Source organism: Nocardioides sp. NPDC057767, assembly GCF_042798275.1.
GTDB lineage: Bacteria > Actinomycetota > Actinomycetes > Propionibacteriales > Nocardioidaceae > Nocardioides.
On the sequence record NZ_JBHVKJ010000067.1, the window covers coordinates 13,051 to 27,318 of the forward strand.

General features: G+C 69.6%; 18 protein-coding genes. 11 read left to right on the forward strand and 7 right to left on the reverse strand.

Features of this window, described 5'->3' with window-relative positions; genetic code table 11:
- Positions 1-23: 23 nt before the first annotated feature.
- Entirely contained in the window at positions 24-485 is a 462-nt protein-coding gene (locus ACFVDI_RS25005) for an NfeD family protein (RefSeq protein ID WP_378911491.1), read from the reverse strand.
- 166 nt (positions 486-651) lie between these two features.
- On the opposite strand from ACFVDI_RS25005, the gene ACFVDI_RS25010 reads away from it, so the two are divergent.
- From ACFVDI_RS25010 to ACFVDI_RS25025, 4 genes are read left to right on the forward strand one after another with little or no spacing between them, the layout of a single operon-like run.
- Positions 652-1,365: a hypothetical protein gene (locus ACFVDI_RS25010; protein ID WP_378911492.1), complete on the forward strand. Its 714-nt coding sequence runs from the start codon at positions 652-654 to the stop codon at positions 1,363-1,365.
- Between the two features lie 9 nt (positions 1,366-1,374).
- Positions 1,375-1,947, forward strand: a complete 573-nt coding sequence (locus ACFVDI_RS25015; protein ID WP_378911493.1) for an HNH/ENDO VII family nuclease — start codon at positions 1,375-1,377, stop codon at positions 1,945-1,947.
- A gap of 9 nt (positions 1,948-1,956) precedes the next feature.
- Positions 1,957-2,520 carry a hypothetical protein gene (locus tag ACFVDI_RS25020; protein WP_378911494.1) on the forward strand — a complete coding sequence of 188 codons (564 nt, stop codon included), beginning with the start codon at positions 1,957-1,959 and terminating at the stop codon, positions 2,518-2,520.
- Between the two features lie 35 nt (positions 2,521-2,555).
- The gene (locus tag ACFVDI_RS25025) at positions 2,556-2,885 is read left to right on the forward strand and encodes a DUF2185 domain-containing protein (RefSeq protein ID WP_378911495.1); all 330 of its coding nucleotides are present in this window, start codon (positions 2,556-2,558) and stop codon (positions 2,883-2,885) included.
- A gap of 106 nt (positions 2,886-2,991) precedes the next feature.
- Here the strand turns inward: ACFVDI_RS25025 and ACFVDI_RS25030 are convergent, their stop codons facing one another.
- Positions 2,992-3,789 (reverse strand): ABC transporter ATP-binding protein, encoded by a 798-nt coding sequence (locus tag ACFVDI_RS25030; protein WP_378911496.1) that lies wholly within the window; start codon positions 3,787-3,789, stop codon positions 2,992-2,994.
- 156 nt (positions 3,790-3,945) lie between these two features.
- On the opposite strand from ACFVDI_RS25030, the gene ACFVDI_RS25035 reads away from it, so the two are divergent.
- Complete coding sequence (locus tag ACFVDI_RS25035; RefSeq protein ID WP_378911497.1) at positions 3,946-4,614, forward strand: hypothetical protein; 669 nt, start codon at positions 3,946-3,948, stop codon at positions 4,612-4,614.
- A 34-nt stretch (positions 4,615-4,648) separates the two neighbouring features.
- Positions 4,649-5,893, forward strand: coding sequence for a phosphoserine phosphatase SerB (gene serB / locus ACFVDI_RS25040; protein ID WP_378911498.1), 1,245 nt, complete (start codon positions 4,649-4,651; stop codon positions 5,891-5,893).
- A 277-nt stretch (positions 5,894-6,170) separates the two neighbouring features.
- Here the strand turns inward: serB and ACFVDI_RS25045 are convergent, their stop codons facing one another.
- The 3 genes from ACFVDI_RS25045 to fabG are packed head-to-tail and all read right to left on the reverse strand — an operon-like array spanning position 6,171 to position 8,211.
- A complete protein-coding gene (locus ACFVDI_RS25045) occupies positions 6,171-6,677 on the reverse strand; it encodes a SixA phosphatase family protein (protein WP_378911499.1) in 507 nt (168 codons plus the stop codon).
- A 17-nt stretch (positions 6,678-6,694) separates the two neighbouring features.
- Positions 6,695-7,468 carry an enoyl-ACP reductase FabI gene (fabI, locus tag ACFVDI_RS25050; protein ID WP_378877236.1) on the reverse strand — a complete coding sequence of 258 codons (774 nt, stop codon included), beginning with the start codon at positions 7,466-7,468 and terminating at the stop codon, positions 6,695-6,697.
- Positions 7,469-7,470: 2 nt separating this feature from the next.
- A complete protein-coding gene (fabG, locus tag ACFVDI_RS25055) occupies positions 7,471-8,211 on the reverse strand; it encodes a 3-oxoacyl-ACP reductase FabG (RefSeq protein WP_378911500.1) in 741 nt (246 codons plus the stop codon).
- Positions 8,212-8,351: 140 nt separating this feature from the next.
- Between fabG and ACFVDI_RS25060 the strand changes: the two genes are divergently transcribed.
- The 3 genes from ACFVDI_RS25060 to ACFVDI_RS25070 are packed head-to-tail and all read left to right on the forward strand — an operon-like array spanning position 8,352 to position 9,847.
- On the forward strand, positions 8,352-8,675 hold the full coding sequence (locus tag ACFVDI_RS25060) for a DUF3099 domain-containing protein (RefSeq protein ID WP_328530235.1): 324 nt from the start codon (positions 8,352-8,354) through the stop codon (positions 8,673-8,675).
- Positions 8,675-8,878: an acetone carboxylase gene (locus tag ACFVDI_RS25065; RefSeq protein WP_378911501.1), complete on the forward strand. Its 204-nt coding sequence runs from the start codon at positions 8,675-8,677 to the stop codon at positions 8,876-8,878. The genes ACFVDI_RS25060 and ACFVDI_RS25065 overlap by 1 nt, the downstream gene beginning before the upstream one ends.
- A 15-nt stretch (positions 8,879-8,893) precedes the next feature.
- Entirely contained in the window at positions 8,894-9,847 is a 954-nt protein-coding gene (locus ACFVDI_RS25070) for a nucleoside hydrolase (protein ID WP_378911502.1), read from the forward strand.
- Positions 9,848-9,872: 25 nt separating this feature from the next.
- Here ACFVDI_RS25070 and moaA read toward each other — a convergent pair whose 3' ends face one another.
- A complete protein-coding gene (gene moaA / locus ACFVDI_RS25075; RefSeq protein WP_378911503.1) occupies positions 9,873-10,892 on the reverse strand; it encodes a GTP 3',8-cyclase MoaA in 1,020 nt (339 codons plus the stop codon).
- Positions 10,893-10,958: 66 nt separating this feature from the next.
- Here moaA and ACFVDI_RS25080 point away from each other — a divergent pair, with 66 nt between their 5' ends.
- On the forward strand, positions 10,959-11,846 hold the full coding sequence (locus ACFVDI_RS25080) for an SURF1 family protein (RefSeq protein ID WP_378911504.1): 888 nt from the start codon (positions 10,959-10,961) through the stop codon (positions 11,844-11,846).
- A gap of 8 nt (positions 11,847-11,854) precedes the next feature.
- On the opposite strand, the gene ACFVDI_RS25085 is transcribed toward ACFVDI_RS25080, so the two are convergent.
- Positions 11,855-13,738 carry an ABC transporter ATP-binding protein gene (locus ACFVDI_RS25085; RefSeq protein ID WP_378911506.1) on the reverse strand — a complete coding sequence of 628 codons (1,884 nt, stop codon included), beginning with the start codon at positions 13,736-13,738 and terminating at the stop codon, positions 11,855-11,857.
- Between the two features lie 228 nt (positions 13,739-13,966).
- On the opposite strand from ACFVDI_RS25085, the gene ACFVDI_RS25090 reads away from it, so the two are divergent.
- A partial coding sequence (locus tag ACFVDI_RS25090; RefSeq protein WP_378911505.1) for a hypothetical protein occupies positions 13,967-14,268 on the forward strand: 302 nt, incomplete at its 3' end.

Consider the following 14,268-nt stretch of genomic DNA (forward strand, 5'->3'; position numbering starts at 1 on the left):
GTTGCGTCAGGTTGCCCGGAAAACTACGGAGTCCCGAGCTCCGGAAGAGGATGGACGTAGGCCGTCGCTCCTCTGATCTCGAGCACCTCGACCGGCGTGCCGGCCGCGATCACGAGCGTCTCGTCATAGGGCTGAGCGGTCCAGAGCTCGCCCTCGAGCTTGAGCTGCCCAGGCTTGTGGGCGCTGATCTCGACGGTCGAGACCGCCTGGACGCCGATCAGCTTCTGCGCGCCGATCTGGATCTCAGGGCCGTTGTGGAGCCGCCTGGCCAGCCCCGGGCGTACGACCGCGAGCATGGAGACCGAGACCGCCAGCGCGACGATCGCCTGGATCACGAAGCTGTCGGTGAACGCGCCGGTCACCGCACCCGCGAAGGCGCCGGTCGCCAGCATCAGCAGGATCAGGTCGAGGCTGAAGAGCTCTCCGACGACGAGCAGCGCTCCGAGTGCCGTCCAGATCGCCCAGTCCCAGTCCTGCCAGTCCATGACGTCACCCTAGCGGCATGGTGTTCGTGGCGCGGGGATGTTTTCGCACCGGCGTGCGCATCGAAATCGGGTCGCGGTGTTCCGGTGGCTGCCGGTAGCGTTCCACATCCCCCAGGAACCTGCTCCTGGGCTTCGATCCGGGCGAACTTTCGGGAGGATTTCAGGAATGGGGATGACGATCCCGGCCGAGCTGGACCATGTCCTCGATCTGCTCGGCTACGAGTGGCCGAACGTCGACGAGGACGCGGTCCGTGACGCGGCGCAGCTGGTTCGGGAGCTCGAATCGGACGTACGAGACACGCTGGATCGGCTCGAGGGCCGGCTGATCGAGCTCCAGGAGGGAGCCAAGTCGAAGTCGGTCAGCGCTCTGATCCAGGCGTACGCCGACAACCGGACCTCCAACCTGGATCAGCTGCTCGACGCGCTGCCCGAGGTCGCGTCCGGCATCGACATCCTGGCCGACGCGGTCGTGGCACTGAAAGTCAAGGTCATCGCCGAGCTGACCATCACGGCAGCGCAGATCGCGGCAGCCGCCGCCACCGCGGTGGTCACCGCCGGCGCCAGCCTGGCCGCCAACGCCGCCATCATCGCCGCCCGGAAGAAGGCACTCGACATCGCCACCGACATCGCGATGGACGAGCTGATCGGCCAGGTCGCGTCCATGGTGATCGAGCCGCTCACGGGCACGATCACGGACTTCGCGATCATGGCGATGGAGGCCCCTCTGGTGACGAGTGGGGATGACGTCGCCGGGGTCGACCTCGGCTTCGACCTGATGGATCAGATCGCGACCGCCATCGACGACTGTGGTCTCGACCAGCTCGAGATCGGCCACAACTTCGCCGCCCGCCTGTCCGCGCTTCCGCTGTTCGCGTCCTGAGGAGTCCACATGGCCGACAGATTGTCCGACACCGTCGAGGACGCCCGCGAGACCGCGGTACACACCCTGCGCGACGTGATGGTGAGGCTGGCAGAGCGCAAACGCAAAGAGGCCGACAGGCTCCGGAACGACGTCGAGCAGCGTCGTGACCAGGACAGCGACCTGGCCGACTCCGTCGACAGCAACCGGCCGGGCTCGAACCCGGGGAATGACGCGCCACCCGAACGCGGCAAGGACAAGGACGGTAAGAAGCTCCCCTACGCCAACCCGAAGCGGCGACCCAAGTACGCCGACGGTCAGGTCGACGACGTATGGGAGAACGCCAAGAACGCTGACGGTGCGGTCTGGGTCCAGAACCGGGATGGCGACTGGTACGAGGTCACCTGGCAACCCGGACAGTCCCGCAAGGGTGTCTGGGACATGGGCCACGTCCCTGGCGAGGAGTACCGGCGCCTTCACGACGACTACATGAGCCATCGCATCTCCAAGGAGGACTTCCTCGAGCGCTACCGAGACGCCGACAACTACCGGGTCGAGGACCCTCTGCGCAACCAATCTCATGATGACGAGGACCATGGCTAGGGTGGAGACATGAGCGCCGATCGAACCACCGAAGAAGGCCAACGCCTCCGCTCGCTGGCCAAGCGCGGCACCATCGAGGAGTTCCGTACGCTCTACCGCCCCGCGGATGCCACCGACTCCGACCTGGGCCCCGGCCTCCTCTTCGACGCGCTGGCTCAGAAGGTGCCGGCGAATCGTCCGGTCATCGTCGGCATGCTGCTCGACGACGGAGCCGATCCCGGTTGGGAGCAGGCCGGTGGGGTCACCACGCTGCATGTGCTGCTGGGGCAGAACAGGCACGACTTCGCGGCCGAGACGCCCCTGCTACGGCGGCTTCTCGATGCCGGAGCCGATCTGAACCGGGTCTCATCACGGCACGGAACCCCGCTGGAGACGATCGGGAAGGTCTTCAAGTTCAGTGAGTCCGAGATCGCGCCGTTCCTCGACGAGATCTTCGGCCGAGAAGGTCTCGACCTCACCAAGATGAGCGTCGACGGCCGCACGGTGCTCGACAACATCCGGCAGTACCCGCGACGCCCCGACATGGTTGCCCGAGCCGAGGCGTACGTGAAGGAACACGGCGTCGACCGCTAGCGGTCGTGCCCGAGATCAAGAGCGAAGGAAGCGACATGGAGTTCATCCCGAAGGCCGGCGCGTGCCTGACCACCAAAAACGTGCTCTCCGGCGCCGGCCGGGTCAAGTGGATGGTCCGCGAGGACTCCAAGGCGGCCGCAGACAACGGCTGGCGGATCTTCTCCAGCATCGACACGGACGAGTACCTGGCGGACTCGTCCAACATGCAGATCGTCGACTTCAACCGACTCTGCGAGATCGAGCCTGCTCTCATCGGCATCTGGTCGCTGCCCGTCGGCTCCGATCTTCAGCTCGTCGACGACCCCGACGACGGCGGGATCCGCGTCGTCGACAACATCTCGGGCGACACCGTCCGCACCGGGTGACCGAAGTGGATGCCGCGGACACGGTCACTCCCGTGTCGCGGGAGCGCCTGGCCGACTCCTGGGACGAGTTCCTGTCCTCGATCGAGCCGCTGAAGGAGTAGAGGGCCTACCGGGTGTGGCGGGCGCGGCGCTTGGCCCAGTAGCGGCCGTCGCTCGCCTCCAGCTCGAGCGGCATGCCGAAGGTCTTGGAGAGGTTGGCCGCCGTCAGCGTGTCCTCGATCAGGCCTTGGGCGGTGATCCGGCCGGACCGCATCATCAGGACATGGCTGAAGCCCGGCGGGATCTCCTCGACATGGTGGGAGACGAGCACGGTGGCGGGGCTGTCGGGGTCGTAGGCGAGGGTCGACAGGGTGGAGACCAGGTCCTCGCGACCGCCCAGGTCGAGACCGGCGGCCGGCTCGTCGAGGAGCAGCATCTCCGGGTCGACCATCAGTGCCCGGGCCAGCTGGACCCGCTTGCGCTCGCCCTCGGACAGCGTGCCGAACCGCCGCTCGCCGAGGTGCTTGATCCCGACCTCGATCAGCAGCTCCTGGGCGCGGTCGTGGTCGAGGTCGTCGTAGTGCTCCCGCCAGCGACCGACGACGCCGTAGGACGCGCTCACCACGACGTCGCGGACGAGCTCCTGGCGCGGGATCCGGTCGGCGAGCGCGGCGGAGGTGAGACCGATGCGCGGGCGCAGCTCGAAGACGTCGATACGGCCGATCTGCTCGCCGAGGATCTTCACCACGCCCGAGGTCGGGTGGAGCTGGGCCGCAGCGGTCTGCAGCAGCGTGGTCTTGCCGGCGCCGTTGTGGCCGAGGATGACCCAGCGTTCATCCTCCTCGACCACCCAGCTCACAGAGTCGAGAAGGGCGTTGCCCCCGCGGCGTACGGTGACGTCGGTGAACTCCAGCACGGCTGCCATGGCGGCAAATCTATCGGCAGGGGTCGGTGGGCTCGGGGATAGGGTGGGCGCCCGTGAGTCATGAGGATGCGGCGTGGGACGAGGCCACCCCTGAGGCGCTGCGCCTGGCGTGGTGGGTGACGGCGTGGCTGCGCGGGTGAGGCGGTCACCGACCTGGTGCTCGACGCGGTGATCGGACCCGACGCGACCCACACCGTCAGCGGGCTCGCCGTGCTCGGGCTCGGTGGCGCCGAGGGCGTGGCGGACACCTTGGTGAGCGGGCTGGCGCGGCTGCGTACGGAAGGGGCGACCGCCGTCGGGGTGGCTTTTCCTGCGGAGGGTGACCCGGTCGGGCTGGGTGGCCCCAGGGCCTTCAACGACGCCGCCCTGGAGGCCGGCGAAGGGGTCGTGTGCGACGCCGGCATCGGCCTCGTACCCGTCCGTGTCGGCGCGGTGCTCGAGTGGCAGGCGTACGCGGCCCAGCGCCGTCAGCTCCCCGACGTCGGTGAGGCCGACCGGGCCCTGCGGCTCGCCCTGAGCGAGTCGGCGACGGCGCTCGCCGAGCTCGACGTCGCCCGGTGGCGGCCCGAGGTCGCCGACCAGCTGATGAACCTGCGTCACCGGCCCTCCCTGACCGGCGCGCCCGGGGTGCCGGCGCGGTGCGTGGACCTCGCCGCCCGCGGCGTACAGGCCCGGGAGATCGTCGCGGTGGCGCTCGAGGACGAGGGCGGCGCCGTCTCCGCCGCGGAGATGTCCCGCCGACGCGAGGCGCTCGTCGGCCTCGATCGCGCGGCCCGCAGGGCGCTCACCGCGGCGGGATCGCCCGAGGTGTGGCCGCCGGACTGAGACACGGGCGCCGGCTCCACTATCCTTTGCAGCGATGACCGAGGAATTCGACGCGCTCGAGCGCCGTCCCGACACCCTGCTGATCACCCTCGCCGGAAATGACCGTCCCGGGCTGACCTCGGCCACCTTGGCGACGCTAGCGCTCGCGGGGGTCGACGTGGTCGACCTGGAGCAGATCGTGCTGCGCGCGCGGCTCGTGCTCGGGCTGCTGGTGACGGCTCCGGCCGACGCGGCGAGCACCGAGGCGCTCAAGCACGCGATCGAGGAGACCGCCCACGCTCTCGACATGACCGTCGAGATCGAGGAGGGCGTCGGGGACACGCCGCGCGAGCCTGCCGACCGAGCCCGGGTCACGGTCCTCGGCCTGCCCCTGAAGGCCGCCGCGCTCGCATCCGTGACGCGCACCATCGCCTCGGCGGGGGGCAACATCGACCGGATCATCCGGCTGGCCCGCTACCCGGTCACCGCCTTCGACCTGCACGTGAGCGGGGCCTCTCCCGACGAGCTGCGGGTGACCCTCTCGGCCGAGGCCGCCGCCCAGGGCGTCGACATCGCGGTGCAGCCCGCCAACCTGGTCCGCCGCGGCATGCGGCTGATCGTCATGGACGTGGACTCGACGCTGATCGACGGCGAGGTGATCGAGATGATCGCCGCGCACGCGGGTTATGAGAAGGAGGTCGCCTCGGTCACCGAGGCGGCGATGCGTGGCGAGCTCGACTTCGAGGACTCCCTCCGTGGTCGGGTGAAATATCTCAAGGGCGTCCCCGCGACCGCGCTGGACGAGGTCTACGCCGGGCTGCAGCTCAACCCCGGCGCGCGGACGATGGTCCGCACCCTGCGCCGTCTCGGCTACCGCTTCGCCATCGTCTCGGGCGGGTTCTCGCAGATCACCGACCGGCTCGCCGCCGACCTCGGCATCCACTACGCCCGCGCCAACGAGCTCGAGATCGTCGACGGGGTCCTCACCGGTGAGGTGGTCGGCGAGGTCGTCGACCGCGCCGGCAAGGCCCGCGCGCTGCGCGAGTTCGCTGCCGAGATCGGCATCCCCGAGGCCGCCACCGTGGCCATCGGCGACGGCGCCAACGACCTCGACATGCTCGCCGCCGCCGGGCTCGGGATCGCCTACAACGCCAAGCCGGCGGTCCGTTCGGCAGCCGGGACCGCGATCAACGTCCCCTACCTCGACACGATCATGTATCTCCTCGGGATCTCCCGCGAGGAGATCGAGGCCGCCGACGCCGAGGCCGGCATCGTCACCCCCGCCCCTCCTCTCATCTGAGGGCCTGCCGAGGCGTCAGGTAGATCGGGCGAAGCGTCACCCCGGTCGGGCGAGTGGCACGCGAGTGACGTCTCGACCGACGTACGTGACGCTTCGGCCGACGCGAGTGACTTCTCGGCCGCCCAGTCTCAGGCTCGGTCCACGTATCGCCCAGCCGACCTGTCGAGACGTCACTCCCGCCGGCCGAGTTGGCAGCGCCGTGACATCTCGAGCAACGTACGTGACGCCTCGGCCGACCGGCCCGACGCCTCGGCCGACGCGGGCGACTTCTCGGCGGTCAGGCTCGGGCGACGTGGAACGCCGTGACGGAGGCCTCGGCCTCGTCGAGCTCGGACCAGTCACCGTCGTAGGTGAGTACGGCGACGGCGGCGGTGGGGAAGCCGAGAGCGAGCTCGTTGCCGGCCTCGTCGTCACCCTCGCCGTCGTCGAGGAGCTGCACGAGCGAGAACATGGTGGGGTTGTGGCCGATCACGACGACCGTGGAGTGACCGTCATCGACCTCACGGATCAGGTCGAGGGCGGTGGAGGTGCCGGCGGCGTACAGACCCTGGTCGTACTCCGCCAGCGTCAGGTCCCACGACGCCCCCACCGCGACGTCCTCCCAGGTCTGGGTGGTGCGGTCGGCGGCCGAGACCAGGACGTAGTCCGGGTCCACGCCCTGCTCGGCCAGCCACTCGCCCGCCGCGGCCGCGTCGGCGTGGCCGCGCTCGGTCAGCTGGCGCTCGTAGTCGGTGGGTGCCGACGACTCCGCCTTGGCGTGCCGCATGATGACAAGGGTCCGCATGCGGCAACCCTATGACCTCACGCACCCAGCGAGTGATAGCCCCCGTCGACGTGGACGATCTCGCCGGTGGTCGCCGGGAAGAAGTCCGAGATCAGCGCGCACACAGCCTTCGCGGTAGGGCCCTGGTCGGTGTTGTCCCAGCCGAGCGGCGCCCGGGTGCCCCAGCCCTCGTCGAGCTCCTCGAAGCCCGGGATCGCCTTGGCGGCGAGCGTCTTGAGCGGTCCCGCGGAGACCAGGTTGCAGCGGATCCCGTCGGGACCGAGGTCGCGGGCGAGGTAGCGCGAGGTCGACTCGAGCGCGGCCTTGGCGACACCCATCCAGTCGTACGCCGGCCAGGCGATCGTCGCGTCGAAGGTCAGCCCGACGATCGAGGAGCCCGAGCCCAGCAGCGGGCGGGTCGCCATGGCGAGCGACTTGAGCGAGTAGGCGCTGACCTGGACCGCCTGAGAGACGTCGTCCCACGGGCCGTCGAGGAACTTGCCGCCGAGGAGCGTCTCGGGGTTGCCGTACGCGATCGAGTGCACGACCCCGTCGAGCCGCTCGACGCCCTCGGCCCGGAGTGCGTCGGCGAGGCCGTCGAGGTGCTCCTGGTTGGTGACGTCGAGGTCGAGCACCGGCGGCTCCTCGGGAAGCCGTTTCGCGATCCGCTTGGTGATCGACAGCGCGCGGCCGAAGTTGGAGATCAGGACGCGGGCGCCCTGCTCCTGGGCCACCTTGGCCACCGCGAAGCCGATCGAGGAGTCCATCGTGACCCCTGCGACGAGAACAGTCTTGCCGTCCAACAAACCCATGATCAGTGCCCCATTCCAAGTCCGCCGTCGACCGGGATCACGGCCCCGGTCACATAACCCGCATCTGCCAACCACGTCACGGCCGAGGCCACCTCGTCCGGTGACGCGTAGCGCCCCAACGGCACCCGGTCCGTGATCGCCTTCTGCTGCTCGTCGGTGAGGACCGCGGTCATCTCGGTCTCCACGAAGCCCGGCGCGACCACGTTGGCGGTGATCCCCCGCGAGCCGAGCTCGCGCGCGAGCGATCGGGCCATGCCGACCAGCCCGGCCTTCGACGCCGCGTAGTTGACCTGGCCGGGGTTGCCCAACAGCCCGACGACCGAGGAGATGAAGATGATCCGCCCGCGGCGCAGCCGCAGCATGCCCTTGGAGGCCCGCTTGGCGAGCCGGAAGGACGCGGTCAGGTTGGTGTCGATCACCGAGGTGAAGTCGTCCTCCGACATCCGCAGGACGAGGGTGTCCTTGGTGATACCGGCGTTGGCGACCAGGACCTCCACGGGTCCGTGGGCGGCCTCGGCGGCGGCGTAGGCCTCCTCGACGGCGGCCGGGTCGGTGATGTCGCACACCAGGTCCAGAGCCCCCTCCGGAGCCCCGCCCTTGCGGGAGGTCACGGCCACCTTGTCGCCGTTGGCCACGAAGGCCTCCGCGATCGCCCGGCCGATGCCACGGCTGCCGCCGGTGACGAGCACCGAGCGGGGAGCCCGCGCTGGACTCTGCGTTGTGGGGTTTTCACTGTCAGTCACAGGCGCGACGGTAGCGATTACTTCGGCGTACGACCAATGCCTTGGCTTTGCTTGTGAGAACCCTCCAAGATCGTTCGGAGCGCCCCTGTGAGGACCACACCATTGACCGATGCTCATCGGCCACGACCTAGACTGGCGGTATGTCCAAGGCGCAACCGATCAGGATCACGACGGCGGGGCGCAGCCGCGCCGAGGACATCGCGATCCGGCAGAAGCGCTATGCCATCTCGATGTCGATTCGCTCGCTCTGCTTCATCGGCGCCGTGATCGCCGGCCTGGCCGGCATCGCCTGGCTGTGGCCGATCCTGATCGCGGCCGCCCTGATCCTGCCCTACATCGCGGTCGTGATGGCCAACGCGACCAACACCAAGACCGACGAGATGAACCTCATGGACTCGCCCTACGGCCCGCGCCAGCTCACCAGCGGACGCGAGCAGCAGCTCCGCGAGAAGGGCGAGGACTGATGGGCGCGCTCGACTCCGACCTGTGCTCGGCCAAGGGCTGTCAGGACCCTGGATCGTGGGAGCTGCAGTGGAACAATCCCAAGATCCACACGCCCGAGCGGCGTAAGATCTGGCTCGCGTGCGACGCACACAAGGAGTCGTTGAGCGACTTCCTGGGCGCACGCGGGTTCCTCAAGGACGTCGTCGCTCATCAGCTGTTCTGACAGGGAGGCTGTGCGATGAACCCGGTCCCCGTCCTCCTCGACTGCGACCCCGGCCACGACGACGCGATCGCGATCCTGCTGGCCCTGGGCGACCCCCGCATCGACCTGCTCGGCATCACCACCACCTTCGGCAACTGCCCGGTGGAGAAGGCCACCTACAACGCGCAGCGAATCCTGGCTCTGGCCGGGCGTCCCGACGTACCGGTCGCCACCGGAGCCGCTGCACCCCTGGCCGGCGAGACCCACATCGGCGACTTCATCCACGGCGCCACCGGGATCGACGGGCCCGACCTTCCGGAGCCGCTCGCACCGCCGGTCTCGCTCGGCGCCGTCGACTTCCTGCGGACGTCGCTGCTGGCCGCCCCGGCGCCCGTCACGGTCGTCGCCACCGGACCGATCACGAACGTCGCGATACTCCTGCGTGACCACCCCGAGGTCGGTCCCCGGATCGCGGAGATCGTGTTCATGGGCGGCTCCACCGAACGCGGCAACACCACCCCGGCCGCCGAGTTCAACGCCTACGCCGACCCCGAGGCGCTCGACCTCGTGCTGACCAGCGGGCTGCCGATCCGGATGGTCGGGCTCAACCTGTCCCACCAGGCGCTGGCCACCCCCGACGTGGTCGCGCGGATGCGGGCCATGGACCACCCGGTGGGCCGGGCGTGCGCCGACCTGATGGGCTTCTTCGGCGGCACCTACTCCGACGTCTTCGACTTCGCCGCTCCCCCGGTGCACGACCCGTGCACCGTCGCCGCGCTCATCGACCCCGGCCTGATCACCTGGCACAAGTCGTTCGTCGCCGCCGAGACCGCCGGCCGCTGGACCCGCGGCGCCACCGTCGTCGACCTCCACGGCCGCCTCGACGAGCCGCCCAACGTCCAGGTCGGGATCACCCTCGACGTCGACGGCTACTGGGAGCTCGTCCTGGACGCTCTCGACCGCGTCGGCAACCCGGTCGCCAAGAAGTGAGTACTGGCGGTCTCGGCGGAGTGGACTAGCCGCCGATGGCGGACATCGGGCGATCGGGCTGCAGGAAGCCGAGGTCGTCGATGCCGTGGCCCGCGCGCTTGCCGGCCATCGCGGTGACCCAGCGGGCGGCGAGGTCGTCATCGGAGGCGCCGGCACGCAGCGGCGTACGCAGGTCGGACTCGGAGCGCGCGAACAGGCAGTCGCGCACCTGCCCGTCGGCGGTGAGACGGACCCGGTCGCAGTCGCCGCAGAACGGGCGGGTGACGGAGGCGATGATGCCGACCTTGGCCGGGCCACCGTCGACGTAGAAGAGCTCGGCCGGGGCACTCCCGCGCGGCTCCTCGGCCGGGGTGAGGTCGAACGCCGCCGACAGCGCGGCGAGGGTGTCGTCGGCCGTCACCATGGTGTCGCGCGACCACCCGTGCTGGGCGTCGAGAGGCATCTGCTCGATGAACCGCAGCTCGTAACCCCGCTCGACCGACCAGCCGAGCAGCTCGGCCGCCTGGTCGTCGTTGACGCCCCGCAGCAGCACCGCGTTGATCTTGATCGGCCCCAGGCCGGCGTCGGCCGCGGCCTCGAGACCGTCCACGACATCCTGCAGCCGGTCTCGCCGGGTGATCTCGGCGAACGTCTCCGGCCGGATCGAGTCGAGCGACACGTTGACCCGATTGAGCCCTGCCTCCGCGAGCGAGCCGGCCATCCGAGCCAGTCCGAGCGCGTTCGTGGTGATCGAGAGCTCGGCGTCGGGAGCGACCTCGCGGGTGCGCGCCACGATCGAGACCAGCCCGCGCCGCACCAGCGGCTCCCCGCCGGTGAACCGAACCTCGTGGACACCGAGCTTCCCGGTGGCGACACCGATCAGCCGGACCACCTCGTCGTCGGTGAGCACCTCGTCGCCGGGCAGCCAGTCGAGCCCCTCCGGCGGCATGCAGTAGGTGCAGCGCAGGTTGCAGCGATCGGTCAGCGAGACGCGCAGGTCGGTCGCGACCCGGCCGAACCGGTCGACCAGCTTCTGCTGGGCCTGATCTGTCGGGGAGGTCGTCATCACACCAGTCTAGGCAGCCGCGCCCCGGATCGTGAGCGAGGACCGCATGCCAGTTAGTCTCGTGGCGTGAGTTCGTTCCGTTTCCTGCTCAGCCGTCGCTGGGCCGGTTTCACGGTGTTCGTGCTGATCCTGGCCTACGGGACATGGTGGCTGGGCCAGTGGCAGTTCGACCGTCTCGAGGACCGCAAGGCCAGCAACCAGATCGTCCGCACCAACGAGCAGGCCGCGCCCGCACCGGTCTCCGAGGTGCTGGCCGAGGGCACCGAGGTCGCCGAGAAGGACGAGTGGCGGCGGGTGACCGCCACCGGGACGTACGCGGTCGACGACACGATCATCTGGCGTTACCGCACCCCTGATGAGGCCAAGGGCATCGACATCGTCGTCCCGCTGGTGCTCCCCGACGGCACCGCGGTGCTCGTCGACCGTGGCTGGCTGCAGACCGAGTCACAGGACGAGTTCGATGATCTCCCGGCGCCGCCGTCGGGCGAGGTCACGATCACCGGCTGGGTGCGCGCCGACGGCACCGGCGACTCCACCGACGTCGCCCAGGTCGACGGCTACCACGCCACTCGCGCGCTCTCCTCCACCCAGGTCGCGAAGGTGGTCGACGAGCCGCTGCTGACCGGCTGGCTCCACCTCGACACCGAGTCCCCCGAGCCTGCCGTCGAGCTTCGCCAGGCCGACCTCCCCGAGCTCGACAACGGTCCCCACTTCTTCTACGGACTCCAGTGGTGGTTCTTCGGCGTCCTCGCGATCGCCGGGTTCTTCTACCTGATGTACGACGAGCGCCGTACGCAGAGCCGGGACGAGCCTGCATCGGACGACGACACCCCGGCCGATGACGAGAAGACCGACGAACGCGCCCGCAAGAAGGCCGCCAAGCTCGCCCAGAAGCAGGCCGTGAAGGCGGCCTACCAGGCTGCGTACGATAAGGAGCGCAGCGGGAAGGGCTGACCCAGGCCCTAGCGCCGGAACTGCGTCTCGTAGAGCTCCGCGTAGAGCCCGCCGTCGGCCAGCAGCGACTCGTGGGTGCCGGACTCAACGACGCGCCCGGACTCGATGACGAGGATGCGGTCGGCGGCGCGGATGGTGGAAAGCCGGTGGGCGATGACGATCGAGGTACGTCCCGCCAGCGCGGCGTCCAGGGCGGTCTGCACCGCGGCCTCGGACTCGGAGTCGAGGTGGGCGGTGGCCTCGTCGAGCACCACGATGTGGGGCGCCTTCAGCAGCAGCCGGGCGATCGCGAGGCGCTGACGCTCGCCGCCGGAGAGGCGGTAGCCGCGGTCGCCGACGACGGTGTCGAGCCCGTCGGGAAGTCCCTCGATGACGCCGGCGACCTGGGCCGCCTCCAGAGCCGCCCAGACCTCCTCGTCGGTGGCGCCGGGGCGGGCGTAGAGCAGGTTGCCGCGCACGGTGTCGTGGAACATGTGGGCGTCCTGGGTGACATACCCGACGGCGGCCTCGAGCGACTCGAGGGTCACGTCGCGCACGTCGAGGCCACCGACCTCGACCGACCCGGAGCGTACGTCGTAGAGCCGCGCGATCAGGTGGGTGATCGTCGACTTCCCGGCGCCGGAGGGGCCGACCAGGGCGACCATCTCCCCCGGCTCGGCTGCGAAGTCGATGTCGGAGAGCACCTCGCGCACCTCGCGGCTCTCCGGCCGCGCGATGGTTTCCAGGGAGGCCAGCGAGACCTCGTCGGCGCGCGGGTAGGTGAAGGCGACATGGCGGAACCGCACCGACGCGGCGTCGGCGGGCACCTCGACCGCGTCCGGCTTCTCCTTGATCAGCGAGGGCAGGTCGAGGACCTCGAAGACGCGGTCGAAGCTGACCAGCGCGGTCATCACGTCGATGCGTACGTTGGAGAGCGCCTGCAGCGGCCCCAGCAGCCTCACCAGCAGCAGACCGAGCGCGGTCAGGGTGCCGAGCGTGACGTCGCCGCGGATGACCATCCAGCCGCCGAAGCCGTAGACCAGCGCGGTCGCCAGCGCCGGCACCATCTGCATGGTCGCCCCGAACAGACGCGTCAGCAGCGCGATCCGGATCCCGAGGCGGCGTACGACATCAGCGCGCTGCGCGAACGCGGCATCCTCCTCCTCGCGCCGGCCGAAGAGCTTGAGCAGCAGGGCGCCACCGACGTTGAACCGCTCGGTCATCGTGGTCGCCAGCGCCGCGTTGCCGTCCATCTGCTCGCGGGTCAGCCCGGCCAGCCGGCGCCCGACCCAGCGCGAGGTCAGGAACAGGATCGGGAACAGCGCGACGCACATCAGCGTCACCTGCCAGGAGAGCACCAGCATCGCCGCGCCGACCACGAAGACCGAGATCAGGTTGGAGACGCTGTTGGACAGCGTCGAGGTGAACGCCCGCTGCGCGCCGAGCACGTCGGTGTTGAGCCGACTCACCAGCGCGCCGGTCTGGGCTCGGGTGAAGAAGGCCAGCGACTGGCGCTGGACATGGCCGAAGACCTGGGTGCGCAGGTCGAAGATGAGCCCCTCGCCGATCCGCGTCGAGAGCCATCCGGAGACCACTCCGAAAGCCATGTCGACCACGGCGACCAGCGCCATCGCAGCGGCCAGCCAGATCACCAGCGAGAGGTTCTTGTCGAGCACGCCGTCGTCGATGAGGCGCTGGGTCAGCAGCGGGGTGACCACCACGAGCGCAGCGTCGAAGACGGTGAACAGCAGGAACGCACCGATCAGGGTCCGATGCGGACCGGCGTAGGAGACGACGCGCTTGACGGTGCCCTTCGGCAACCCGCGTTGGAGCACGGTCCGGTCGGCGCGCAGGTTGCGCATGATCCCGCCGCCGCCCATCGCCCCGCCGGTCGCACCGAAGCCTGGACCCATTTGTGACACTCCGACACCTTAGTCGCCCGGGCGCGTACCGCCGCTTCCACGACCATCGTCGAAATATGGTCAAAATCACCCGGAGCAGGTGACCAAGCGCTCTGTTGGTGGTATGAAGTGGTGCGCGTGTGTGCGCCGGTCTCCGGGGGCTGGATCAGGAATCGTCCAGACTGCCCTGAACCCGCGGGTTCATGCCCTGACTGCTCTCCCCCACACCAGGTGCCTGACATGACCCGACCATTCCTGGCCCGACTCCACCGAGCCGGTCCATGGTTCTGCAGTACCGCGATCCTCCTCTTCGTCGCACTCTCCCCCGTCATCCTCGTCACCGCCTCCGGCGACCAGTGGATCTGGCGATGGATCCTCGCCGGCGTACCCGTCGTCGCTCTCACTCTCTGGCTCACCGCCATGGCCTACGACCGTGCCCCCGCCGAGGCGTCACCCCGGTCGGCCGAGGCGTCGGGTACGTCGGCCGAAGCGTCACTCGCGTCGGCCGACTTGGCACCGACTGACGTCTCGGCCGACGCGAG